We start from the raw sequence: 23,801 nt of genomic DNA on the forward strand, positions 1-23,801 counted from the left end.
CCCCCCCCGCGGCCACAGACCTCATCGATTCTGCCCAGGAGAAGACTCATGAACATTGCACTGTGGATCGTCGCCGGCCTGATGGCCGCCATCTACCTGCTCTCCGGCTTCGGGAAGCTGTTGGTCCCCAGGGAGAGGATGGCCGCGATGGGCGACGCCTCGCGCTGGGTCCTCGACTTCCGGCCCAGCACCCTCAAGGTCATCGGAGCACTCGAGATCCTCGGCGCCGTCGGCCTGATCCTGCCCGCCCTGCTCGACACCGCGCCGATCCTGGTCCCCCTGGCGGCCGTCGGGCTGACGCTGGTCATGACCGGTGCCGTGATCCTGCGGATCCGCCGTGGCGAGACCAAGCTCGCGCTGGTGGACGCGACCTACCTCGCCTTGACCGCTTTCGTGGCGATCGGCCGCTTCGCTTGGGCACCCTTCACCGGCTGATCGGGCCGGCTCTCGGCGGGTCAGACCGTCTCGAAGCCGGCCATCATCGCCATGTCCTCGTGCTCCAGGTTGTGGCAGTGGATGAGGAACCTGCCGGCGTACCTCTCGAACTTCACCCTGACCCGCACGGCCTCGTAGGGGCGTACGTCGACGGTGTCCTTCCAGCCGAGGTCCATCGAGCCCGGGCCGCGGTTGCCGCGCCGCAGGACCTGGAAGGGCGAGAGGTGGACGTGGACGGGGTGGTGTGCGTCGGTGAAGAACTCCCAGATCTCGGTGGACTCCAGCGGCACCTTGGCCTGCGGCACCGCCGGGTCGAACGGCTTGCCGTTGATCCCCCAGCCCCGTCGGCCGTGCACGCTCGCCTTGCGGAAGTGCCACCTGCGGACGACGGCGCCCTCGGGCTTCTCGGGCTCGGGTACGTCGGCCAGCCGCTCCGGGATCTGGACGTCGTCAGTCGCTCGCCGGGCGATGCGGAACCGCATCACCTGAGCGGTCCGGCCGGTGCCGAGGCCGTTGCGCATCTCGACCGTCGTCCCCGGCGCGAGCGAGCGGAAGTCGACGACGACGTCGAACCGCTCGCCCGAGGCCATGGTGATCTCGCCGTGCTCGACCGGGGCCGAGAGCAGCCCGCCGTCGGACCCGATCTGGGTGAACTTCACGGGCTGCCCGTCGGAGGTGCGCAGGCTCAGTGCGTAGCGGCGCGCGTTGGAGGCGTTGAGCAGCCGCAGCCGATACTGCGCCGCGTCGACCTCCGCCTCGGGCCAGGGGGCACCGTTGACGAGGATGACGTCGCCGAGCACGCCGGCCATGTAGCGGTCCTCGACACCGGGCTCGCCGAGAAGCTCCGGGTCGAGCGCCGGGTAGCGCAGCGAGCCGTCCTCGTCGAAGGCCCGGTCGGCGATCATCAGCGGCAGCTCCCGATCGCCTCGTGGCAGCGAGAGAGCGTCCTCCTCGTCGTCGCGGATGATGTGGAAGCCGGCCAGTCCACGCCACACCTGCGGGGCGGTGAAGTCCATCCGATGGTCGTGGTACCAGAGCGTCGTCGCCGGCTGTTCGAGCGGATAGCGGTAGTCCCGCTTTCCTGTCGTGACCTGCGCCTTCGGGTCGTCCATGGTCTCGTGACCTCCGCCGTGACCGCCGCCGTGACCGGCATGGTGGGCGTGGTGCGACTCGAAGCCCGGCGGGACCAGAAGGTCCGTCGGCCAGCCGTCGCTCTTCGCCGGGGTGTGCCCGCCGTGGAGATGCGTCGCGGTCGGCAGCGTGAGGGAGTTGGTGTGGCGTACGGTCACCGCCTCGCCGCGGCGGGTCTCCAGCGTCGGCCCGGGGAAGCCCCCGTCGTACGTCATCATCTCGGTCCGCAGCCCGGGCAGGATCTCCACCGACGCGGTGCGCTGAGAGATCTCGATCAGGTCGCCCGAAGGCCGCTTGACCGGCGGCAACGGCAACGGAGTCTCGTACGCCTTCGGCAGCCGTGCCGCGCTGCGCAGGATCCGTCCGGTCTGCTCGGGGGCCTCGCCGCACGCGACCAGCGATCCGGCGACCGGTGCGGCCAGTCCGGCGCCGAGAAGGGTGCGTCGTCCGATCCTCATCGCCGGACCTCCCGCGGGCTGCCGGCGCCGCGGCGCAGGGCGGCGATGGCCACGGCCACCGCCACGCCGACGGTGAGGACGCCGACCGGGACGTGCAGCTGGAGGACTCGGGTGTAGCCGAGGATCGCCTGGACGTGGATGAGGAAGAAGAGCGCGACCGACCAGACGAGGAACCACCAGCGCCCACGCATCGCGACGACGGCGCCCGCGGCGATCGGCAGCAGCAGCCCGAGGCCCTGCAGCGCGACCGCGCCCGCGGAGTGGAGGCCCAGCGCCTCGAAGGTCCCGGCGAAGTAGGAGCCGATGAAGATCGGTTGCCCGATCGCGAAGAGCGCGGTCGCGACCGCGACGGCTCGGAAGCAGAAGAGGCTGACGCGTGGTCGGCGCTGGCGTATCTGTGTGGTCACACCACGACGATATGTAGCCGCGGTACCTATGACATCGGGCGTTCCCCTGACCGCCGACGGATCCTCGTCGGGGTCAGCCCTGGTGGGTGAAGACCTCGTCGCGGGCCGTGTCGAGACCGATCTGGAGGGCACCGCGGAGCACGGGGTCGCCGGAGATCTCGGTGGGCACGACGGTGGGGACGTTGGGGCCGAGGGCGGCGATCGCCTTCTGCACGCGTGCGGCCAGGACCGACCCGCCGGCACGCCCGACCTCGCCCGCGAGCACGCACAGCTCGGGGTCGAGCACCACGCAGATGCCCGCCAGGCCGAGGGCGAGCCTCCTGGCCAGCTCCTCGAGGAACGGCTCGGCGTCGGGGTCGCCGCCGGCGGCCGCGCGTACGCAGTCCACACCGTCGCCGCTCAGTCCGAACGCCCGGGCGAGGGTGTCCATGGCCTCGACGCTGACCAGCGACTGGAAGGCGGCGTGCTGTGGGCTGTCGGTGCCGTGGGGCGTGGAGGCGCCCGGAACGGCCAGATAGCCGATCTCGCCGGCACCGCCGCCGGCGCCGCGGTGGAGGCGACCGTCGACGATCACCGCGAGCCCCAGCCCGCGGTCGATCCAGGCGAGCACCGAGTCCTTGACGCCGCGGGAGGCTCCGGCGGACTGCTCGGCGAGCCCGGCCAGGTTGACGTCGTTCTCGATCAGTATCGGCCGCTGGAAGCTGTGGCGGAGGTCCTGGAGGACACCCGCGCGCCAGTCCGGCAGATCGTTGGCGAAGCGGAAGTCGCCGGTGCGCGGGTCGATCATGCCGGGCGTACCGATCGAGAGGCAGCGGAGCTGCGCCATCGTGATGCCGGCGCTCCGGGTGGCGTCGGCGACGGTCGCCCGAACCGCCTCGACCGGGTCGGAGGCCTCGTGGGGGTCGAGCGCACCGGTCGCCAGCTCGGTGCCGGTGATGTCGGCGACCGAAGCGGTGATCTGGTCGGGGCCGATGTGGAGGGCCGCGACATAGCCTGCCGACGGGACCACGCCGTAGAGCGCCGCGTTGGGTCCGCGACCGCCCTGCTGGGTCCCGACGACCTCGACCAGGCCGCGCTCGCCCAGCCGGGTCAGCAGCTGTCCCGCGGTCACCTTCGAGAGGCCGACGAGCTCGCCGAGCCGGGTCTTCGTCACCGGCCCGTTCGAGAGCATCAGGTCGAGCGCCGCGCGGTCGTTGGTGTCGCGGATCAGGTGTGTCTTGGGCGGTCTGGACATCGGCGGCGCTCCTTTCGAGGGTCGGGGTGGCGTACGGAACGCCAACCTAACAATTGCAGGGCTCGCGCCGGTGTTTGTCCACGATGGGTCTAGACGGTAACTGTAAAGGAACCTTACAGTGGGGGCTTCGATCGCCATCCATCTCAACCCCCTCAAGGAGTTTGGAATGCGTACTAAGACAAAGATCGCCGTTCTCGGCGGGATCTTGCTGGCGCCCGTCCTGGCCATGCTGCCGACGAGCCCAGCAAGTGCGCACGGCTACATCTCGAACCCGCCGAGCCGGCAGGCCCAGTGTGCTGCCGGCACCGTCGAGTGCGGGGACATCAAGTACGAACCGCAGAGTGTCGAGGGCCCGAAGGGCCTGACCAGCTGCTCCGGCGGCAACTCGCGGTTCGCCGAGCTCGACGACGACTCGAAGAACTGGCAGGCCACGACGGTGGGCCGGAACCAGACCTTCACCTGGTCGCTGACCGCCCGGCACAGCACCAGCACCTGGCAGTACTTCATCGGTGGCACCAAGATCGCCGAGTTCGACGACGGTGGCGCGCAGCCGCCGGCCACCGTCGAGCACCAGGTCGACTTCGGGTCGTTCACCGGCCGGCAGAAGGTCCTCGCGGTCTGGAACGTCGCCGACACGACCAACGCCTTCTACGCCTGCATCGACGTGAACATCGGCGGCACCGCGACCGACCCGGACTCGCCGGCACCGGTCGCCGGTGAGTTCCCGGTCAGCGAGGAGCAGTTCAACCAGCTCTTCCCCAACCGCAACCCCTTCTACACGTACGCAGGCCTCGTCGAGGCGCTCAGCGCCTACCCGGAATTCACCAATGCTGGGGACGAGGCGGTGCAGAAGCGGGAGGCCGCGGCGTTCATCGCCAACGTCGCCCACGAGACCGGTGACCTGCTCTACGTCGTCGAGCAGAACGAGGCCAACTACCCGCACTACTGCGACCCCAACCAGTCCTACGGCTGCCCCGCGGGCAACGACCAGTACTACGGCCGTGGTCCGGTCCAGCTGAGCTGGAACTTCAACTACAAGGCCGCCGGGGACGCGCTCGGGATCGATCTTCTGAACAACCCCAACCTGGTCGCCACCGATCCGGCGGTCGCCTGGAAGACCGGGCTCTGGTACTGGAACACCCAGAACGGCCCGGGAACGATGACCCCGCACGCGGCGATGGTCAACGGCGCCGGCTTCGGCGAGACCATCCGGTCCATCAACGGCGCCATCGAGTGCAACGGTGGTAACCCGGCCCAGGTGCAGAGCCGCGTCGACAACTACACCGAGGTCACCTCGCTGCTCGGGGTGGACCCGGGCGGGAACCTCTACTGCTGAAGCGGAGCCCGAAGCAATGAGGCACTGCTGAGAAGGACGCCCCGCACAGAAACCGGCGGCGTACGCAGCCCCACCTGCGTACGCCGTCGTGTTTCTGTTTTGTGACAAGCGCCCAACGAGGTTCTGCCTCCGTGCCGGTGTCGGCCGCCCGGCCGCACCCCTACCTTCGAGTAGCAACCGGATCCCCGGACAGCCCGGGGCCGGACGGACTAAGGAGCATGCTCGGTGCTCAGATCACTCTCTCTCCGAATCGCCGCGGTCGCCGCGGCCGTCACTCTCCCCCTCTTCGGCCTGGTAGCGCCGGCCGAGGCGGAGAGCCCCTACGAGCGCGGGCCGGACCCGACGTCGGCCAGCGTCCTGGACAACGGCACGTTCTCCCTCTCCACCGCCTCGGTCTCCTCCCTGGTGACCGGCTTCGGTGGCGGGACGATCTACTACCCCACCTCCACCACCGCAGGGACCTTCGGCGGCGTCGTACTCGCCCCCGGCTACACGGCCTCCTCGTCGTCCTACTCCGCGGTCGCACGCCGGGTGGCCTCGCACGGCTTCGTGGTCTTCGCGATCGACACGAACTCCCGCTACGACCAGCCCGACAGCCGTGGCTCGCAGATCCTGGCTGCGGTCTCCTACCTGAAGAACAACGCCTCCTCGACGGTCGCCTCGCGCCTGGACGAGACCCGGATCGCGGTCTCCGGCCACTCCATGGGCGGTGGCGGCACACTCGCGGCGGCCAACCAGGACTCCTCGATCAAGGCCGCGGTCGCGCTGCAGCCCTGGCACACCGACAAGACCTGGCCCGGCATCCAGATCCCGACCATGATCATCGGTGCGGAGAACGACAGCGTCGCGCCGGTCAGCTCGCACTCCATCCCGTTCTACACCTCGGCCACAGGGGCCCGGGAGAAGGCGTACGGCGAGATCAACAACGGCGACCACTTCATCGCCAACACCGACGACGACTGGCAAGGGCGCCTGTTCGTCACCTGGCTGAAGAGGTACGTCGACGACGACACCCGCTACTCGCAGTTCCTCTGCCCGGCGCCGTCCTCGATCAACCTGTCCGACTACCGCAACACCTGCCCGGACTGATCCGTCGGTCCCGACGTACGAGATCGAACCGGCCACCTCGGGGGAGGTGGCCGGTTCTTCTGCACCCACGTTGGAAGATGGGGGCATGACCGGAAATAGTGGAAACGGCGGAAACAGCACAGGCATCCGCGTCGCGTCCGTCGACGACATCCCGGAGGGCGAGGGGATCGCCATCTCCTCCGACATCACCGGCACCGAGGACGACATCGCCATCCTGCGTGACGACAACGGCACCTGCTGGGCCCTCAACGACACCTGCACCCACGAGACGGCCTCGCTGGCCGAGGGCTGGGTCGAGGACGGCGACGTCGAGTGCCCCCTGCACTCCTCGCGGTTCAACCTCAAGACCGGCAAGGTCGACGGGCTCCCGGCCACCCGCGACACCGTCCCGCACCGCGTCGAGGTGCGCGACGGTGAGGTGTACCTGTTCCCCGGCGAGAGGCCGTGACGGTCTCGTCGGTCCTCGTCGTCGGCGGCGGCATCGCCGGTGTGTCGACGGTCGCGGAGCTGCGGAAGAACGGGTACGCCGGTGATCTGACGCTCCTCACGGTCGACCCGTTCCCGTACGACCGTCCGCCCCTGTCCAAGGAGTACCTGGCAGGGGCGAAGGACCTCGGCTCGATCGCGCTGCAGGCTCCGGAGTGGTACGCCGAGCAGCGGATCGACCTGGTCACGGATGCGTTGGTGGTGGATCTGGATCCGGCTGCCGGGACGGTGGCGCTGTCGGACGGCCGCAAGCTCGCCGCCGACAGGATCGTCCTGGCGACGGGCGGACACTCGCGGTGGCCAGCCTTCGAACGCGTCGTTCGGGAGCTGCTCGACCGTCCACCAGCAGGCGAAGGAATCCCGCGCTCGACCACCGGGATCCACACGCTGCGAAGCGCCGAGGACGCCGATGCGCTGCGGCACGTGCTGCTCTCGCGCGCCCGGCTGCTGGTGCTCGGTGCCGGCCTGATCGGGGCCGAGGTCGCCTCGACCGCCCGGAAGCTGGGCTGCGAGGTCGTGCTCGTAGATCCCGCCGACCCCCCGATCGCGGCAGCGGTCGGCACCCGGGTCGCTGCGTGGCTGCACTCCCTGCACGCGGTCCACGGTGTGGAGACGGTGGCCGCCACCGTCGAGAAGCTCGAGTCGACGAGGGCCGGAGTCGTGGCACACATCGCAGGCGAGGTGGAGCCACGTACGTTCGATGCCGTCCTTCTGGCTGTGGGCATGGTGCCGGACACCGCCCTGGCGAAGGCGGCCGGCCTGGAGGTCGACAACGGCGTCCTCGTCGACGACCGCCAGGTCACCTCGCACCCGAACGTCCTCGCCGTCGGTGACTGCGCCCGGCGCCGCGACCGCCGCCGTGCGGAGCACTGGGAGGCGGCGCTGCACGACGGTCAACGGGCGGCGGCGACGATCCTCGGTGTCGACGCCGGCGCGGAGACCGCGCCGTGGTTCTGGACCGACCGCTACGACCTGCATGTCGAGGTCGTCGGTGAGATGCCCGAGCCGGATGCGGAGCACGAGGACGTCGTACGCGGCACCCTCGGCAAGCCGCCCTTCTCGGTGTTCACTCTCCGCGGCGAGCGAGTCATCGGCGCGGTCGCGGTCGACGACCCCAACGCCGTGCGCGCGGCTCGCCGGATGATCGACCGAGGGGTCGACGTACGCGCCTCCGACCTCGCCGACCCCGCGACCGACCTACGAAAACTGCTGCGGGGATCCAGGTAGCGAGCCCGGGGCCGGGCAAAATCCCGCCATGGCGGGAAAGTGGCGAGTGACCAGTGGCAACACGCCGGCACAATCCCGCCATGGCGGGAAAATGCCCCCGCCCCGCCCGGGCACAAACGAAGGACGGCGCCCCGCGAGCAAGTCGCGGGACGCCGTCCTAAGGGAAAGTTCTCAGACGGTCAGCTGAGCCGGCTTGGACTGGTTGGCGACGCGGTTCTCGGAGTCGATGAACCAGGCCAGCTGCTCGACGCGGGTGATGATCGCGTGCAGCAGGTCGGCGGTGGTCGGGTCCTCGGAGTCGATGTCGTCGTGGATGTCACGAGCGGTCTTCGAGGTGGCGTAGAGCGCGGCGGCGGCGAGGTCGGCGGCCGTCGCGGTGTCGACCTCGGTCGCCGGGAGCGGCGCGAGGGTGGTGTCCTCGGCGACGGTGCCGGTGCGGCCGTCGGGGAGGATGTAGAGCGCACGCATGCGCTCGGCGACCTCGTCGGTGAAGTCGCGGGCGGCGTCGACGACCTCGTCGAGGACGAGGTGCATGTCGCGGAAGTTCTTGCCCACGACGTTCCAGTGCAGCTGCTTGCCCTGCAGGCTGAGCTCGGTCAGGTCGACGAGCAGGCGCTGCATCTGGGTCGCGAACGCCGGGCTCGGGACGAACGCCGGGTGCGAGGTGTGGGTGGCGCTGCTCGTCGCGGTCTGCGTGGCCATGTTCGGTGTATCCCCCTGGATAGGTGTGGGTCTTTCGTGGTGACACCCACTGTGCCACCTTTTCTTGAACCATTCCAGAAAGGTAAGTCTTCCCTAAGTCGTCACCAAGTCATCGCGGGCGGCACCTGCGACGCCGTAGAGTCGGCTTGTGCCGCCAGCCGGAGTCGATCCAGCCCCTCTCGTCGCGCGGGTTCGCCGCCCGGAGGTCTTCGAGACCAGCCGGCTGAGCGAGGACGCGCAGGTCGAGGCCTGGGAACGCCACAACGCCAGCGCCCTGGTCGCGCTCTCCTGCCGACCCATCGACGGCCACGGGTTCGACGCGCAGGAGGTCAACCTGCAGCTCGACGAGATCCATCTGGCGCGGGTCCGGGCCACTCGCCACGTCGTCGAGCGTCCGGCCAGCCTCGTCAAGGAGATCCCCGCCCGGTCGATCGCCGTCTACGCCAGCCTCCGCGGCGAGGCGATCCTGGAGTACGCCGGCCGCCGCAAGGTCATCCGGCCCGGACAGCTGATCGTGTGCGACGTCGACGCACCCTTCCTGCGGGGCTTCGGGCACGGGCTCGAGGAGCTCGCGGTCAAGGTCCCGGTGGACGCCTTCGCGGCCCGCACCGGGATGGCGTCGATGCCGTCGCCGCTCGTCCTCGACGCCGGTCGCGACCAGAACCCGCACGGCCGAGCTCTCGTACAGATGGTCGGCCGCGCCCTGCGGCCGCACGACCCGGTCCCGGCCGACGAGGGCGCCGTGCTCGACCTGATCTCGGTGATCGCCACCGACGGGAAGGTCTCGCTGGCCACGGCCCATCGGGCGGCGGCGAAGGCGTTCATCGAGGACCATCTCGCCGACCCCGGCCTCTCCGCCACCACCGTAGCCGCGGGCGCCGGGATCTCCGAGCGTCACTTGTCCCGCCTCTTCGCCGACGCCGGCACCAGCGTCCCCCGCCACATCCTCGGCCGCCGCCTCGAGCTCGCCTACGCGATGCTCGTCACCGGCTCGGACCCGGCCATCCGCACCGTCGACGTCGCCGAGAAGTGCGGCTTCACCTCTGCCTCGTACTTCTCCCACGCCTTCCGCAAGCGCTTCGGCGTCGCCGCCGGAGACGTACGCCGCGCCGCCCGAGCCTGACCCCAGCCGAGTCCGCACTTGTGGCGGCCGAATCCTCAGCTGTGGCGTACGAAAGTCGACTTTCGTACGCCAAAACTCACTTCTCGGCGCCCAGAACTGACTTCTCGGCGCGAAAGGGTGACAAGTCCACCAAAGTCCGATAGGTCTTCCATGCGATTTTCCGCCAACCAGACCCTGGTTCCCACCTGTAGGGGCGGTGGCGGACGACACTCTCGAACACCCCACACTCTCTAAGGAGAAGTACGTGCGCAACGGACTCACCACCGGACGCGGCCTGAGCTTGGCCGCCGCCGGTGTCGCAGCGATGGCGCTGACCTTGACGGCCTGCGGGTCGGGCGGCATCGACGACGAAGGCGGTGGCGGCGAGGACACGCTCACCATCGGCTTCGTCTCGACCGAGACGGGCTCCTCGGCGCCGTTCGGCGAGGCGAACAGCTTCGTCGTCGACGAGATGGAGGCCTACTTCAAGGACCACCCGGTCAAGGTGGGCGACAAGGAGCTCGACGTCGAGATCGTGGTGCGCGACGCGCAGAGCGACACGACGAAGGCCGGGGCGGTGGCCGGCGACCTGATCAACAAGGACGGCGCCGACATCATCGTCGCCTCCTCGACCCCCGACATCGTCAACCCGGTCTCGGAGCAGTGCGAGGCCAACTCGATCCCGTGCATCACCACGGTCGCCCCGTGGCAGCCGTTCGCGATCCGCAGCGGCGACAAGCCGGCCGAGCTGAAGTACAGCTACCACTTCTTCTGGGGCCTCGAGGACGTCGCGACGGTCTACGCCGACATCTGGGGCAAGGTTCCGAACAACAAGAAGGCCGGCGGCCTGTTCCCGAAGGACCCCGACGGCGAGGCATGGGGCGCCAACTTCCCGGCGCTGACCGAGGCGTCGGGCGTCAAGATCGACAACCCGGGCAACTACCCCAACGGCACCAAAGACTTCTCCGCGCAGATCAGCGCGTACAAGGGTCACGACGTGCTGGTCGGCGTCCCGATCCCGCCGGACTTCACCACGTTCTGGCAGCAGGCGAAGCAGCAGGGCTACAACCCGAAGGTCGCCACCATCGGCAAAGCGCTCCTCTTCCCGAGCAGCGTCGAGGCGCTGGGCCCGATCGCCCACAACCTCTCCACCGAGGTGTGGTGGACCCCGACGGCTCCCTACGAGTCCTCGCTGACCGGCCAGTCCGCGCAGGAGCTGGCGGACGCGTACGAGGAGAAGACCGGCAAGCAGTGGACCCAGCCGCTGGGCTTCGCGCACGCGCTCTTCGAGGTCGCGACGGCGGCGGTGACCGAGGCCGGCTCGACCGATGCCGACGCGATCACCAAGGCGCTGGCCGGGCTCGAGGTCTCCACGGTCGTCGGTGACGTCGCCTGGGGCAAGGACGCGAACGTCCCGCCGTACGTCGCCAAGACCTCGCTCGCGGGCGGTCAGTGGCGCCAGGTCGAGGGCGGGGAGCACCCGTTCGAGCTGGTCGTCGTGCAGAACTCGCTGGCTCCCGATGTACCTCTCGGGGGCGAGCCCGAGGCGCTCAAGTGACCTTGCTTCACGTTGACGACCTGGCCAAGTCCTTTGGCCAGGTCGTCACGGCCCGCTCCGTCTCCTTCCACGTCGCCGCGGGCGAGGCGCTCGGCATCGTCGGGCCCAACGGCGCTGGCAAGTCCACGCTGCTCAACCTGGTGACCGGCACGCTCCCGGCAGACGCCGGCACCATCCGCTTCGACGGCACCGACGTCACCCGGATGCCGGCGGCGCGCCGTACGGCCCTCGGGATCGGACGTACGTTCCAGGTCCCCCGCCCCTTCGATGGGCTCACCGTCTTCGAGAACGTGCTGGTCGGTTCCACCTTCGGTGCGGGCACGCGCCGGAAGGAGGCCAACGCGCTGGCCTGGGAGGCGCTGGAGACCGCCGACCTGACGCACCTGGCCAACACCCCCGCCGGCTCGCTGCGGCTGCTCGACCGTAAACGGCTCGAGCTCGCCCGCGCGCTGGCCACCCAGCCGCGGCTGCTGCTCCTCGACGAGATCGCCGGCGGCCTCACCGAACATGAGCTGCCGGCGCTGATCGAGACCATCTCCGCGATCCGGGACGGCGGCACCGGAGTCGTCTGGATCGAACACATCGTGCACGCGTTGTTGCAGGTCGTGGACCGGTTGATGTGCCTGGCCCAGGGCGACGTCGTCGCCACCGGCGACCCGCGCGAGGTGATGGCCTCGGACGCGGTCGCCGCCGTCTATCTCGGCTCCCCCGACCTGGAAAGCGACACCCCATGACCAGCCTGCTCGAGGTCGATGCGATCGACGTCGCCTACGGCGACTTCCACGCCTTGCACGGCATCACGCTCCGGGTCGCCGAGGGCGAGACGCTGGCCGTGATCGGCGCCAACGGTGCCGGCAAGTCGACGCTGCTGAAGACGATCGCCGGCTTGCTCCGGCCGAGCGCCGGCCAGATCCGTTTCGACGGGCACAACGTCTCCCACACCCCTGCCCACCGGCGGGTCCGCGAGGGCATCGCGCTCACGCCGGAAGGACGCCGGATCTTCGCCTCGCTCACCGTCGAGGAGAACCTCAAGGTCGGCGCGCACGGGCGTCGGCCCGGCCCCTGGAACCTCCAGACCGTCTACGACGCGTTCCCGCTGCTCGCGGAGAAGAGAACGCGCCGGGGAGCGCACCTCTCCGGTGGCGAGCAGCAGGCGACCGCCATCGGCCGGGCGCTGATGTCCAACCCGAAGCTGCTCCTGCTCGACGAGGTCTCGCTCGGCCTCGCCCCGGTCGTGATCGCCGACATCTACAAGGCGCTCCCCACGATCGCCGCGAAGGGGACGACCGTGCTCGTGGTCGAGCAGGACCTCACCCAGGCACTCACCGTCGCCGACCGGGTGCAGTGCCTGCTCGAGGGCCGCACCGTCCTCGAGGGCGCGGCTGCCGACGTCACCCGGGAGCAGGTCCAGGCGGCGTACTTCGGGATCGACGAGCAGGAGGTCGGCTGATGGACTGGATCAACGCGGTCCTCCAGGGAGTCCTGCTCGGCGGGCAGTACGCACTCCTCGCCTGCGGCCTGAGCCTCATCTTCGGCGTCATGCGCATCGTCAACCTCGCCCACGGCGTCCTCGCCGTCGCCTCGGCCTACCTCGCCTACTGGCTCGTCCAGCAGACCGGGATGCCGGCGTTCCTCACCATCGTGATCGTGATCCCGGTGCTCGCCGCGGTCGGCTACGCGATCCAGCGCGGTCTCTTCAACCCGGCGCTGCGCCACGGGGAGCTGTCGCCGCTGCTGGTCTCGTTCGGCCTGGCCGTCATCGGCGCCAACCTGCTCCAGGAGATCTTCACCGCCGACTCCCGCAAGATCTCGATCGGCACCCTGTCGACCGCGTCCGTAGAACTCGGCGGCCTGCGACTCGGCGTCTTCTCGCTGATCACGCTCGTGGTGGCGGTCGGCGTCATCGTCGGCCTGCAGCTCTACCTCTCCCACACCCGCATCGGCCGCGCGATGCGCGCGACCAAGGACGACCCCGAGGCGGCAACCCTCATGGGGATCGACGAGAGGCACATGTACGCCCTGGCCACGGCGATCGCGATCGGCACCGTCGCCCTGGCCGGTGTCTTCCTCGGCATGTCGACCCAGTTCAGCCCGACGTACGGTGATCTGGTCCTCATCTTCGCCTTCGAGGCGGTCATCATCGGCGGCCTCGGCTCGCTGTGGGGCACGCTTCTCGGCGGCCTCGTGCTCGGCGTCGCGCAGACCGTCGGTGCCCAGATCGACCCGGCCTACGGCGTCCTCGCCGGTCACCTCGTCTTCCTGGTCGTACTCCTGTTCCGGCCCCAGGGCCTGCTCCCGAAGGCGGTCGTCGCATGACAGCGCTTGCACCGGCCAACCTGAAGGTCGTACGCGGCGGCTGGCCGTCACTGGCAGGCGGCGGCGTCCTCGCCGCGATCGTGGTGTTCCTGGCGGCGGCGCCGTGGTTCGTCTTCAGCCCGGGCGACGTGACCAACCTGGTCACGCTCTTCGCGCTGATCATCCTCGGCACGACCTGGAACCTGATGGCCGGCTACGGCGGGCTCGTCTCGATCGGGCAGCAGGCGTTCATCGGTGCGGGCGGCTACGGCGTGATCAAGCTCGCCGACGTCGTCGGGCTGCCGATCCCGGTCGCCGTCGTGGCGGCCGGTGTGGTCTGCGCCGCCCTGGCGATCCCGACCTCGTTCCTGCTGTTCCGGCTGGTCGGCGGCTACTTCGCGATCGGCACCTGGGTGGTGGCCGAGGTCTTCAAGCTTGTCACCCAGGAGCTCCCGGGCTTCGGTGGCGGGTCCGGCCTCTCGCTCACCGCCTTCCAGGGCGTCGACCGGGTGACCCGGATCGCGACCGTCTACTACCTGGCGCTCGTGCTGGCGGTGCTCGTGGTGCTCGCGACGTACGTCCTGATGCGCTCGCGCGTCGGGCTGGGCCTGACCGCGATCCGTGACGACTCGGTGGCGGCAGCCTCCCTCGGCGTCGCGGTGCGGCGTTCGCAGCGCCTGGTCTACGTCGCCGCGTCCGGCGGCGCCGGCCTCGCCGGCGCGCTGATCGCGGTCAACGGTCTGCGGGTCTCGCCGGACTCGATGTTCTCGGTGCAGTACACGGCGTTCATGATCTTCATCGTCGTGATCGGTGGGCTGGGGACGATCGAGGGCCCGATCCTGGGCGCGGTGATCTTCTTCGCGCTGCAGCAGCTGCTGGACTCCTACGGCACCTGGTACCTCATCGCGCTCGGTGCCGTCGCGATCGCCGTGGTGCTGCTGGCGCCGCGCGGGTTGTGGGGGCTGGCGACGCGGGGTCGCTACGAGGTCTTCCCCGTCGGTCACCAGGTTTATCCACAGGCTTCTCCACAAGGGGCCAAGTCTGTGGATTTCGACTGATTCTGGACTGATCGGTCCTGGTGTCGAGGTAGGCTCGGCGCATGGCGTTCACCACCAAGGGCATGGCCACGCGCCAGCGACTGCTCGAGGGCGCCGCGGACTACCTCCGCAGCACCGATCCCGGGACCGCGACGTTGGACGACATCCGCGCGGCCACGCAGACGAGCAAGAGCCAGATCTTCCACTACTTCCCCGGTGGCAAGGAGGAGCTGTTCCTCGAGGTTGCCCGCCTCGAGGCCGATCGGGTGATCGAGGACCAGCAGCCGCACATCAGCGAGCTCGACTCCTGGGCCGCCTGGGACCGCTGGCGCAAGGCCGTCATCGCGCGCTACCGGGTGCAGGGTGCCCACTGTCCGCTGGCGTCGCTGATGAACCAGGTGGGCAGCGTCCCCGGGGCCGCAGAGGTCTCGACCACGCTGATCGCCCAGTGGCAGGACCATCTTCGGCGCGGCATCGAGACCATGCAGGCGAACGGTTCGGTGAGCGCCGAGATCGATGCGCGGCGTACGTCGGCCGCGATGATCGCCGGGATCCAGGGCGGTGTCTCGGTGCTCATGGTGACCGGCCGGACCGACCACCTCGAGGCGATCCTGGCGCTGCTGATCAGCCACCTGCGCGACTCCGGACCGGTCGCGGCGTAGGCCGACGTCGTCCGCCCCACGAGCCGACCCCGGCCCGCAGCGGCATGCCGCGCGGACCGGGTCGGCTGTGTCCGAGAAGTCAGCCGAGGATCCTGCGGAAGGTCTCCTGCAGGTCGGTGGCGAAGGCCTCTGGATTCTCGTAGTGGACGAAGTGGCCGCCCCTCTCGTGGGCGTTGACGTTGACCACGTTGAACAGACCGCGGGTCGGACCGTTCTCGAAGTGCGCGATGCGTTCCTCGACGGTGTCGATGGCGGGCGGGTACGCGTCGCCGAGCAGGAACGTGAAACCGGCCGGCGCCTCGACGACGGGCTGCCGGTCGTGGGACGGCACGAACCGGTAGCGCTCCGCGTTGCGGTACATCCGGATGGAGGTGCCGATGGACTGAGTCACCCAGAAGATGGTCGCCTGCGTGAGGATGAAGTCACGAGGGAACGCCGCCTCGAAGTCACCGCGCTTGTCGCTCCAGGTCTTCCAGCGCTTCAGCAGCCAGGCGAGCATGCCGATCGGGGAGTCGTTGAGACCGTGCGTCAGCGTCGAGCCGTCCAGCATGTGCGCGGCGACGTGCGAGGCGTAGGTGTCGACGAAGTTCTTCCAGCCGGCTCGCCACTCCTCCGACGCGTCGTCCGGGGTCTTGGCCCCGTCGGTCAGGTCCCAGAACCGCTCGTTCTCGAACATTCCCGGCGGAAGGTCATGGCCGAAGTGCAGGCCGATGATGCTGTCGGCGTACTTGTGGCCCAGGGCGCTCGTGACGAGGGCGCCGTAGTCGGAGCCGGCCACGGCGTACTTCTCGTGGCCCAGGACCTCGGTCATGAGCTCGTGGATGATGTCGGCGATCTTCCAGTAGTTCAGATCGCCCCGGCCGACGGGCGTCGAGAAGCCGAAGCCGGGGAGGTCCGGGATGACCAGGTCGAACGACAACGCGGGGTCGCCGCCGTGGGCGCCCGGGTCGGTCAACGGCCCGATCAGCTGGTAGCTGAACTCGCCGGGCCACGGCCAGCCGTGCAGGACGACCAGCGGGATCGGGTTCGCACCCATGCCGCGCGCGTGCACGAACTGCACGGGCGTGCCGCCGACCTCGACCTGGTGCCGGTCGTAGGTGTTGAGCCGTTCCTCCTGTGCGCGCCAGTCGAAGCCGTCGGCCCAGTACTCGACCAGGGGCTTCAGGTAGGCGGTGCTGATGCCGTAGTAGCCCTCCTCGTTGTCGAGGTCGTCGAAGTAGCGGGTCTTCCGCAGGCGGTCCCGGAGATCCTCCAGGGCGTCCTGAGGGATGTCGATCTTGAAGGGGGCGAGCTCGGTGGTGTTGTCCATGGTGTGTGCTGCTTTCCGGGTGAAGGTCAGTTGGTGAAGTCGAGTCGGACGCGGGTCTGGGTCAGCTCGGCGATCCGCCAGGAGCCGTTGGGCCTGACGAACCGGGCGTGGTAGTGCCCGAACCCGTGCATGTGGCGGAAGGGAATCGCCTCGGACACCTCGGCGTCCTCGGGCCGCGTCACGATGTCCTCCATCGCGAAGATGCCGCGAGCGCTCGTCTCGGAGTCGACATCGATCTCGTCCGAGAACAGGTGATGGATGAGGGTGACGCCGGGGCCGCCGCTGGCGCCGACGGTCGCGGTGATCTCGTCGCGGCCGTTCATGTGCAGCCAGACCGATCCGTCAGGCTTGTGCGGGGTGAACGTGCCGTCCTCGGTGAAGAGGTTCGCCAGATCGTCCCAGCGTTGGTGGTCGGCGTAGCGGACGTAGCGAGCCATCAGGCGTCGTACGTCCTCGGTGATGGTGAGGCGCTCGAGGGTCTTCATGACATTCCTTCCGTGTGGACTACATGGTCCAAACAGGATGCTCCGCAAACTTTGGACCCACAAGTCCAGAAGCTCGGCGGAGTGAACTACGCGCCTTACTGACGGGTAACATTGCCTGGGTGACCGAGACTTCGTTCCCCACGACCACACCCGAGGCGTACGTCATCGGGCGTTCCGAGGGCACCAGCTTCACGCTGACGGTGGTCCGCGCGGCGGGCCCTGGCGCGGCGACGGTGCTCGTGGTGCCCGCGATGGGCATGCCGGCGGGCTACTACGACAAGCTGATCGTGGCCTTCGCCGAGGCGGGCATCAACGTCGGGCGGATGGAGCAGCGCGGACACGAGGAGCTCGGCGGCCGCATCGCCGGCTGGTCCTACGACTTCGGCTACGCCGACCTGGTCGACGACATCGCCGCCGCCGTCGACCGCCTCGGCGAGCTGGTCCCGGTCGCGGCCGGGGCGACGTACGTCCTCGGGCACAGCCTCGGCGGCCAGGCCGCCAGCGCCTATGCGGCACTGCACCCCGAGTGCGTCGCCGGCCTGATCTACGTCGCGTCTCAGACGCCCTACTGGCGCAACTACGGCCCGGGCTTCCTGGTCGCCAGCCAGGCGATGGGCCTGGTCGGCCGGGTCGTCGGCCACTTCCCCGGCACGCAGCTCAAGTTCGCCGGGCGTGAGGCGCGCACCCTGATGAAGGAATGGGCCCGGTACGCCCGCACCGGCCGTCTCCGCTTCGGCAGCCCGGCCCGCGACGTCACCGGGGACATGCGGGCCCTGGCCAAGCCCGCGCTGATCGTCTCGATCGAGGGCGACTGGCTGGCCCCCAGCGCGACGGTCGACGAGATCCACCGGCGGATGCCGGGTCTCGAGGTCGAGCGGGTCCACCTGGACGAGCCGGGCATCGACCACTTCAAGTGGGCCCGGAAGCCCGGCTCGACGATCGCGGCGGTCCAGGAGTGGCTCGCGCGGCGCTAGTCGCGTACGCATTTCCGCCAACCGGCGCGCCCACCTTTGATGCCGCCCGCGCGGGCCGGTAAGACTCGCCCTGAGACTGCGATCACACACCCCACCGCGGTCTCGGAAAGGTGAGGAAATGCCAGTCTTCGACGACGGCCAGAAAGAGACCGAGATCCCCGAGACCGAGGATGTCGTGACCACCGACGTTCTCGTCGTGGGTTCTGGTCCGGCCGGCGCGTCCGCCGCGCTCTTCCTGAGCGAGCTCGGTGTCGACAACATCATGATCACGAAGTACCGCTGGACCGCGAACACCCCGCGGGCGCACATCACCAACCAGCGCGCGATGGAGATCTTCCGCGACCTGGGCATCGAGGAGCAGGTGCTCGCCGACGCGACGCCGCACGAGCTGGTCGGTGACACCGTCTTCTGCACGAGCATCGCCGGCGAGGAGATCGGCCGCATCCGCACCTGGGGCACCCGCCCGGACCGCGAGGCCGACTACCAGCTGGCGAGCCCGTGCCTGACCGTCGACATCCCGCAGACCTACCTGGAGCCGATCCTGGTCCGCAACGCCACCGAGCGCGGCACCCAGACCCGGTTCTCCACCGAGTACGTCTCGCACGTCCAGGACGAGAACGGCGTCACCACGACCGCCCGTGACCGGCTGACCGGCCACGAGTACAAGATCCGGTCCAAGTTCCTCATCGGCGCCGACGGCGCCCGCACCCAGGTCGGCGCCGACATCGACCTCCCGCTCGAGGGTGCGATGGACATCGCCGGCTCGATGAACATCACCTTCAACGCCGACCTCTCCGAGCTCGTCGACCACCGCCCCTCGGTCCTCTACTGGGTCATCCAGCCCGGCTCGAACGTCGGCGGCATCGGCACCGGCCTGGTCCGGATGGTCCGTCCGTGGGACGAGTGGCTGATCGTGTGGGGCTACGACATCAGCCAGCCGCCGCCGGAGCTGACCGAGGAGTACGCCGTCGGTGTGATCCGCGACCTGCTCGGCATGCCCGACCTGGAGCCGGAGGTGACCGGCTACTCGCTGTGGGGTGTGAACGAGATGTATGCGACCCACGCCCAGAAGGGCCGTGTCTTCTGCGCCGGCGACGCCATCCACCGGCACCCGCCGTCGAACGGACTCGGGTCCAACACCTCGATCCAGGACTCCTACAACCTGGCCTGGAAGCTCGCCGCGGTGCTCCAGGGCTATGCCGAGCCGTCGCTCCTGGAGTCCTACTCCGCCGAGCGTGCGCCGGTCGCCAAGCGCATCGTCACCCGCGCCAACCAGTCCGCGCGCGAGTTCGGCGAGCTCTTCGAGGCGCTCGGCGTGGTCGGGCTCGAGGGCGAGGAGATGGCCAAGGCCATCGAGGAGCGCAAGGCCAACACTCCCGAGGGTGCCGCCAAGCGCGCCGCGCTGGTCACCGCGATGGAGCGCAAGAACTACGAGTTCAACGCCCACGGCGTCGAGCTCGGCCAGTTCTACGAGTCCAACGCGATCGTCTCCGACGGCACCCGACCGGCGCCGACCGACGACGAGGACCTCTACCACCGGATGTCGACCTCGCCGGGTGCTCACCTGCCGCACGCCTGGGTCGGCGACAACGTCAAGAAGCACGCGATGCTCGACCTCGCCCCCTACACGAAGTGGACGCTGATCACCGGCGTCGCCGGCGAGGCGTGGTCGGAGGCGGCGGAAGCTGCCCGGACGAAGTTCGGGATCCCGCTCCAGACGGTCGTGATCGGCCCCGGACGGCCGGTCACCGACCTCTACTTCGACTGGGCCAAGCTCCGCGAGGTCGAAGAGTCGGGCGCCATCCTGGTGCGACCCGACAAGCACATCGCCTGGCGCGCCATGTCGCTGCCCGAGGACCCCGGCACCGCGCTGGGCGAGGCGGTCGCGACGCTGCTGGGCAAGGCCTGATCGTTCCGGTCGAGCGGGGGGATTCGATGAAGTTCACGCATGAGTCGCTGCCGCAGCGGGTTCGCTTCGCCACCGGCGAGGCGCCCGCTGCGGTGGCAGCAGAGATCGACGAGCTCGGCGCACGGCGGGTGATGGTCATCGCCGGCGCGCGCGAGGCCGAGCTCGCCGCGCGGGTGACGGCCGACGTACCGGTCGTGCTGCGCCACGACGAGGTCGTGATGCACGTCCCGGTCGAGGTCGCCGAGCGGGCTCGCGAGCGGGCGGCCGAGTCCGCCGTCGACGCGCTGGTGTGCATCGGCGGTGGCTCGACCACCGGCCTGGCCAAGGCCGTCGCGCTCACCACGGGACTGCCGATCGTTGCGGTCCCGACGACGTACGCCGGGTCCGAGGCGACCAACGTCTGGGGCCTGACCTCGGGCGAGACCAAGACCACCGGCATCGACGCCCGGGTCCTGCCGCGGTCGGTCGTCTACGACGCCTCGTTGCTGACGACGCTGCCCGGTGAGATGACCGTCGCGAGCGGCCTGAACGCGCTCGCGCACTGCGTCGACGCGATGTGGGGTCCGCGGGTGGACCCGATCGACCGGGTCAACGCCGCCGAGGGGATCCGCGGGCTCGCCGCCGGACTGCCGCTGGTCGCCGCGAATTCAGAAAGCATCGAGGGGATCGAGCAGACCCTCTACGGCGCCTACCTGGCAGCGGTCTCGTTCACGTCCGCCGGCTCCGGGATGCATCACAAGATCTGCCACGTGCTCGGCGGCATGTTCAACCTGCCGCACGCCCAGACCCACGCGGTCGTGCTCCCGCACGTGCTCGCCTTCAACGCGCCGTCCGCCCCCGAGGCGGAGGCGCGGATCGCTTCGGCCTTCGGGGCGCCGAGCGCGGTGGCGGGGCTGGCGGAGCTGCGTACGACGCTCTCGGCGCCGAAGGCGCTCAAGGACTACGGCATGCCCGAGGACGGCATCGCCAAGGCGGTCGCGCCGATCATGGCCGCCATCCCCGACAACAACCCGACCCCGGTCACCGAGGAGAACCTGACCGCGCTGCTGACCGCGGCGTGGGCGGGAGAGGAGAGCTGATGAGCGACGTAGCTGGCGTAACGCCGGAGCAGCAGGCGGTCGAGCAGACCCTTGTCGACACCGTCGTCGCGTCCTTCGACGCCTGCGAGGACCCGCGCCTGAAGGAGGTCATGGTGTCGCTGACGCGTCACCTGCACGCCTTCATCCGCGACGTACGCCTCACCGAGGACGAGTGGAGCGCCGCCATCGAGTTCCTGACCCAGGCCGGTCACATCACCGACGACGTACGCCAGGAGTTCATCCTCCTCTCCGACACCCTCGGCGCCTCGATGCAGACGGTCAACATCAACAACGAGGCGTACGCCGACGCCACCGAGGCCACGGTCTTCGGACCGTTCTTCGTGGAGGACTCCCCGGCGATCGAGCTGGGCGGAGACATGGCCTTCGGCGCTCCGGGTGAGCCGTGCTGGGTCACGGGCACGGTCACAGGAACAGACGGAAAGCCGCTGGTCGGGGCCAAGATCGAGGTCTGGGAGGCGGACGAGGACGGGCTCTACGACGTCCAGCGCGATGCCGGCGCGAGGGCGGCCCGGGCGCACCTGTTCACCGACGCCGAGGGCGGCTACCGATTCTGGGGGCTGACGCCCACGCCGTACCCGATCCCGGACGACGGCCCCGTCGGCAAGATGCTTGCCGCGGTCGGGCGCTCGCCGCTGCGGGCCTCGCACCTGCACTTCATGGTCACCCACGAGGGCTGCCGCACGCTGGTCACCCACATCTTCCCCGAGGGCGACCCGATCGGCTGGAAGGACACCGTCTTCGGGGTCAAGGAATCACTGATCAAGAGGTTCGAGCGGCAGGCCGCCGGGACGCCGACCCCGGACGGTCGGGACGTCGACGGCACCTGGTCGAAGGTGCGGTTCGACATCGTCCTCGCGCCCGCCGGCGCCTGAATCGTCCCTGGCGTGCTCTTCGGGCACAGGGGTGTTGCTCCGGCACGCCAGGGACCCCCTCACGGTGCCGGATGGACGGTGTAGGTGAAGTCCTCGTCGAGAAGGACCTCGCCATCACCGGAAGCAGGTCTCGTGGTGATCGTGAGGTGGTCGGTCACGCGGGAGTCGGGTGGATACGAGTCGAGATAGATCGGCACCTCGGTCCAGGTCTGGCCCTCGGGAACGAGCGAACCCTTGACGTCGAGCCCGCCCGGCGGCGCCGGATGATCCAGGGTGATCCGGAGGGTCCCACGCACCCACTCCTCGGTCCCCGCGGGCGTCAGGACCGGCTCGTTGACCGTGAACCGGTCCCCGGCCCGGAACGGCCGGATCTCCGGCCGGACCTGCATCGTCCGAGCGGCGCTCTTCCCGTTGCGGGTCACCCTGATCGTCACGTTGAACGCGGGCAGCGTCCCGACGGTCGGCGCCTTCGTGACCGCCGTGAACGACGCGGTACGCCGCCCGGCCTGAACCGTGAGCGTGCGCGGGACCGCGACCCAGGACGAGCTCGAGGTCAGGCTCACCGCCAGCGACGTCTTGGCGACGCAGTCGAGCGTGACCGTCCCGGTGGCATTCTGACCGGCGTGGACGTAGGCGGGTAACGCCACCGCAGTGGGCACCGGCGTCGGGTAGCACGGGGTCACCGTGCGGACGAGTGTCGCGCGGCGTACCACCTGCCGGTAGACCGCCTTGACCCTGCCGCTGCTGCGGAGCGTCGTAGGTGAGGTCCGGACGGTGACGGCGCGCGTGCTCCGGCCGCCGGCGACATAGACGTACGCCGGGACCCGGATGCCGGTGCTGGCCCACAGCTGCACCTTGACGCGCCTGGGGGCACGGCAGGTGAGCCGGATCGTGGCGGTGGTCGACGTGCCTCCGGCCACCGTGCTCCTGGCGAGCGTCAGCGACTTGAGCGCCGGCCGACAGGCCGCCTCCGCTGAGGGTGCCGTCACCGCGGCGGGCACGTTGAGGACCGCGACGGCCAGGACGATGCCGAGGGCGAGTCGGGCGAAGCAGCGGGACATCTTCGGAACGTATCGGGACCGCCGGTACGTGCTGCTGGCACGCACCGACGGTCCCTCAGATCAGGTAGTGCCTCCTGGCCGGGGCTACTCCTGGGCGTCGGTGTCGGCCGACGCGAAGTCGACCTTGAGCGAGTCCAGGATCGAGGCGATGGTCTGCTCGGTGCTCGCCTTCTCGATCCCGGCCTCGTGGAGGATCCCGGCACCGTCCTCGTACTCGAGGAGGGCGAGCAGGATGTGCTCGGTGCCGACGTAGGAGTGCTCGAGCCGCAGGGCCTCGCGGAAGGTCAGCTCGAGCACCTTCTTGGCGTCGGCGGTGAACGGGATCATCTCGCCGACCTCGCCGTAGGGCTCCGGGGTGGCGGCGGTCGCGGCGGCGCGCACGGCGTCGAGAGTGACGTCCTGGGCCCTGATCGCGTGGCCCGCGACGCCCTCCGGCTCGGCGAGGAGACCGAGCACGAGGTGAGGTACGCCGGTCTCCGCGTTCGCGGCCTTCCGAGCCTCCCCCTGGGCGGCGACGACCACCGTGCGGGCTCGCGGGGTGAACTTCGCGAACCCGGCGTTCGGGTCGAGCGCCGTCTCGCCGGCCTTGGGGACGTACTTCTTCTGAGCCGCCTGCTTCGTCACTCCCATCCGGGTCCCGATCTCGGTCCAGGAGGCCCCCGAGCGGCGGGCCTGGTCCACGAAGTGCCCGATCAGATGGTCGGCCACCTCGCCCAGGTGCTCACCGACCACCATCGCGTCGGCCAGCTGGTCCAGCGGCTCGGTCCGAGCCTTCTTGATCGAGTCGATCAGGGTGTCGAGGCGTACGGCCTTGAGGGCAGGGTCTGCATCGCGGGGAGTCGTCATGCGTCAACTCTAGGTTGACGATGACATGGCGTCAACCTTTGGTTGACGCGTGATTCGGGGTCGTGGCACAACAGGAAGCGGGGTGG

The 23,801-nt window shown here is 69.6% G+C and carries 24 protein-coding genes; 16 read left to right on the forward strand and 8 right to left on the reverse strand.

Annotated elements, in window-relative coordinates:
- The first annotated feature begins 48 nt into the window (after positions 1-48).
- A complete protein-coding gene (locus ACFX43_RS03390; RefSeq protein ID WP_378817026.1) occupies positions 49-435 on the forward strand; it encodes a DoxX family protein in 387 nt (128 codons plus the stop codon).
- Between the two features lie 20 nt (positions 436-455).
- Here ACFX43_RS03390 and ACFX43_RS03395 read toward each other — a convergent pair whose 3' ends face one another.
- From ACFX43_RS03395 to ACFX43_RS03405, 3 genes are all read right to left on the reverse strand, one after another.
- Positions 456-2,024 (reverse strand): multicopper oxidase family protein, encoded by a 1,569-nt coding sequence (locus tag ACFX43_RS03395; protein WP_378817029.1) that lies wholly within the window; start codon positions 2,022-2,024, stop codon positions 456-458.
- Positions 2,021-2,431 (reverse strand): hypothetical protein, encoded by a 411-nt coding sequence (locus ACFX43_RS03400; protein ID WP_378817032.1) that lies wholly within the window; start codon positions 2,429-2,431, stop codon positions 2,021-2,023. Before ACFX43_RS03400 ends, ACFX43_RS03395 begins: the two co-directional genes overlap by 4 nt.
- Before the next feature lie 73 nt (positions 2,432-2,504).
- Complete coding sequence (locus ACFX43_RS03405) at positions 2,505-3,665, reverse strand: ROK family protein (protein WP_378817035.1); 1,161 nt, start codon at positions 3,663-3,665, stop codon at positions 2,505-2,507.
- A 166-nt stretch (positions 3,666-3,831) separates the two neighbouring features.
- Between ACFX43_RS03405 and ACFX43_RS03410 the strand changes: the two genes are divergently transcribed.
- The 4 genes from ACFX43_RS03410 to ACFX43_RS03425 all read left to right on the forward strand — a co-directional run bounded on the left by ACFX43_RS03410 (position 3,832) and on the right by ACFX43_RS03425 (position 7,803).
- The gene (locus ACFX43_RS03410) at positions 3,832-5,001 is read left to right on the forward strand and encodes a glycoside hydrolase family 19 protein (protein ID WP_378817036.1); all 1,170 of its coding nucleotides are present in this window, start codon (positions 3,832-3,834) and stop codon (positions 4,999-5,001) included.
- A gap of 225 nt (positions 5,002-5,226) precedes the next feature.
- Positions 5,227-6,090, forward strand: a complete 864-nt coding sequence (locus ACFX43_RS03415; protein WP_378817038.1) for an alpha/beta hydrolase family protein — start codon at positions 5,227-5,229, stop codon at positions 6,088-6,090.
- Between the two features lie 85 nt (positions 6,091-6,175).
- Positions 6,176-6,538, forward strand: coding sequence for a non-heme iron oxygenase ferredoxin subunit (locus ACFX43_RS03420; RefSeq protein ID WP_378817041.1), 363 nt, complete (start codon positions 6,176-6,178; stop codon positions 6,536-6,538).
- Positions 6,535-7,803 carry an NAD(P)/FAD-dependent oxidoreductase gene (locus ACFX43_RS03425; RefSeq protein WP_378817044.1) on the forward strand — a complete coding sequence of 423 codons (1,269 nt, stop codon included), beginning with the start codon at positions 6,535-6,537 and terminating at the stop codon, positions 7,801-7,803. Before ACFX43_RS03420 ends, ACFX43_RS03425 begins: the two co-directional genes overlap by 4 nt.
- 171 nt (positions 7,804-7,974) lie before the next feature.
- Here the strand turns inward: ACFX43_RS03425 and ACFX43_RS03430 are convergent, their stop codons facing one another.
- Positions 7,975-8,505: a Dps family protein gene (locus ACFX43_RS03430; protein WP_378724938.1), complete on the reverse strand. Its 531-nt coding sequence runs from the start codon at positions 8,503-8,505 to the stop codon at positions 7,975-7,977.
- Between the two features lie 148 nt (positions 8,506-8,653).
- Between ACFX43_RS03430 and ACFX43_RS03435 the strand changes: the two genes are divergently transcribed.
- The 7 genes from ACFX43_RS03435 to ACFX43_RS03465 all read left to right on the forward strand — a co-directional run bounded on the left by ACFX43_RS03435 (position 8,654) and on the right by ACFX43_RS03465 (position 15,159).
- Positions 8,654-9,628, forward strand: a complete 975-nt coding sequence (locus ACFX43_RS03435; RefSeq protein ID WP_378817046.1) for a helix-turn-helix domain-containing protein — start codon at positions 8,654-8,656, stop codon at positions 9,626-9,628.
- 244 nt (positions 9,629-9,872) lie between these two features.
- Positions 9,873-11,165, forward strand: a complete 1,293-nt coding sequence (locus tag ACFX43_RS03440; protein ID WP_350837584.1) for an ABC transporter substrate-binding protein — start codon at positions 9,873-9,875, stop codon at positions 11,163-11,165.
- Positions 11,162-11,899, forward strand: coding sequence for an ABC transporter ATP-binding protein (locus tag ACFX43_RS03445; RefSeq protein WP_378817049.1), 738 nt, complete (start codon positions 11,162-11,164; stop codon positions 11,897-11,899). The genes ACFX43_RS03440 and ACFX43_RS03445 overlap by 4 nt, the downstream gene beginning before the upstream one ends.
- Positions 11,896-12,615, forward strand: a complete 720-nt coding sequence (locus ACFX43_RS03450; RefSeq protein ID WP_378817052.1) for an ABC transporter ATP-binding protein — start codon at positions 11,896-11,898, stop codon at positions 12,613-12,615. Before ACFX43_RS03445 ends, ACFX43_RS03450 begins: the two co-directional genes overlap by 4 nt.
- A complete protein-coding gene (locus ACFX43_RS03455) occupies positions 12,615-13,481 on the forward strand; it encodes a branched-chain amino acid ABC transporter permease (RefSeq protein ID WP_350662735.1) in 867 nt (288 codons plus the stop codon). Before ACFX43_RS03450 ends, ACFX43_RS03455 begins: the two co-directional genes overlap by 1 nt.
- A complete protein-coding gene (locus ACFX43_RS03460; protein ID WP_378817054.1) occupies positions 13,478-14,518 on the forward strand; it encodes a branched-chain amino acid ABC transporter permease in 1,041 nt (346 codons plus the stop codon). The genes ACFX43_RS03455 and ACFX43_RS03460 overlap by 4 nt, the downstream gene beginning before the upstream one ends.
- Positions 14,519-14,559: 41 nt before the next feature.
- Entirely contained in the window at positions 14,560-15,159 is a 600-nt protein-coding gene (locus tag ACFX43_RS03465; RefSeq protein WP_378817056.1) for a TetR/AcrR family transcriptional regulator, read from the forward strand.
- A gap of 79 nt (positions 15,160-15,238) precedes the next feature.
- Here ACFX43_RS03465 and ACFX43_RS03470 read toward each other — a convergent pair whose 3' ends face one another.
- Both ACFX43_RS03470 and ACFX43_RS03475 read right to left on the reverse strand, forming a co-directional pair.
- On the reverse strand, positions 15,239-16,468 hold the full coding sequence (locus ACFX43_RS03470; protein WP_378817058.1) for an epoxide hydrolase family protein: 1,230 nt from the start codon (positions 16,466-16,468) through the stop codon (positions 15,239-15,241).
- Positions 16,469-16,494: 26 nt separating this feature from the next.
- Positions 16,495-16,953, reverse strand: a complete 459-nt coding sequence (locus tag ACFX43_RS03475; protein ID WP_378817060.1) for a nuclear transport factor 2 family protein — start codon at positions 16,951-16,953, stop codon at positions 16,495-16,497.
- 119 nt (positions 16,954-17,072) lie between these two features.
- On the opposite strand from ACFX43_RS03475, the gene ACFX43_RS03480 reads away from it, so the two are divergent.
- The 4 genes from ACFX43_RS03480 to ACFX43_RS03495 all read left to right on the forward strand — a co-directional run bounded on the left by ACFX43_RS03480 (position 17,073) and on the right by ACFX43_RS03495 (position 21,808).
- Positions 17,073-17,927 carry an alpha/beta fold hydrolase gene (locus ACFX43_RS03480; RefSeq protein ID WP_378817063.1) on the forward strand — a complete coding sequence of 285 codons (855 nt, stop codon included), beginning with the start codon at positions 17,073-17,075 and terminating at the stop codon, positions 17,925-17,927.
- A 118-nt stretch (positions 17,928-18,045) separates the two neighbouring features.
- Positions 18,046-19,836: an FAD-dependent oxidoreductase gene (locus ACFX43_RS03485; protein WP_378817066.1), complete on the forward strand. Its 1,791-nt coding sequence runs from the start codon at positions 18,046-18,048 to the stop codon at positions 19,834-19,836.
- 26 nt (positions 19,837-19,862) lie between these two features.
- A complete protein-coding gene (locus tag ACFX43_RS03490) occupies positions 19,863-20,915 on the forward strand; it encodes a maleylacetate reductase (protein ID WP_378817068.1) in 1,053 nt (350 codons plus the stop codon).
- Entirely contained in the window at positions 20,915-21,808 is an 894-nt protein-coding gene (locus tag ACFX43_RS03495; protein WP_378817071.1) for a dioxygenase, read from the forward strand. Before ACFX43_RS03490 ends, ACFX43_RS03495 begins: the two co-directional genes overlap by 1 nt.
- Before the next feature lie 59 nt (positions 21,809-21,867).
- On the opposite strand, the gene ACFX43_RS03500 is transcribed toward ACFX43_RS03495, so the two are convergent.
- Together ACFX43_RS03500 and ACFX43_RS03505 are read right to left on the reverse strand one after the other, a co-directional pair.
- Positions 21,868-22,869: a hypothetical protein gene (locus tag ACFX43_RS03500; protein ID WP_378817073.1), complete on the reverse strand. Its 1,002-nt coding sequence runs from the start codon at positions 22,867-22,869 to the stop codon at positions 21,868-21,870.
- Between the two features lie 84 nt (positions 22,870-22,953).
- A complete protein-coding gene (locus ACFX43_RS03505) occupies positions 22,954-23,715 on the reverse strand; it encodes a Clp protease N-terminal domain-containing protein (protein ID WP_378817076.1) in 762 nt (253 codons plus the stop codon).
- Positions 23,716-23,801 lie beyond the last annotated feature (86 nt).

The organism is Nocardioides sp. YIM B13467, assembly GCF_042788075.1.
GTDB lineage: Bacteria > Actinomycetota > Actinomycetes > Propionibacteriales > Nocardioidaceae > Nocardioides.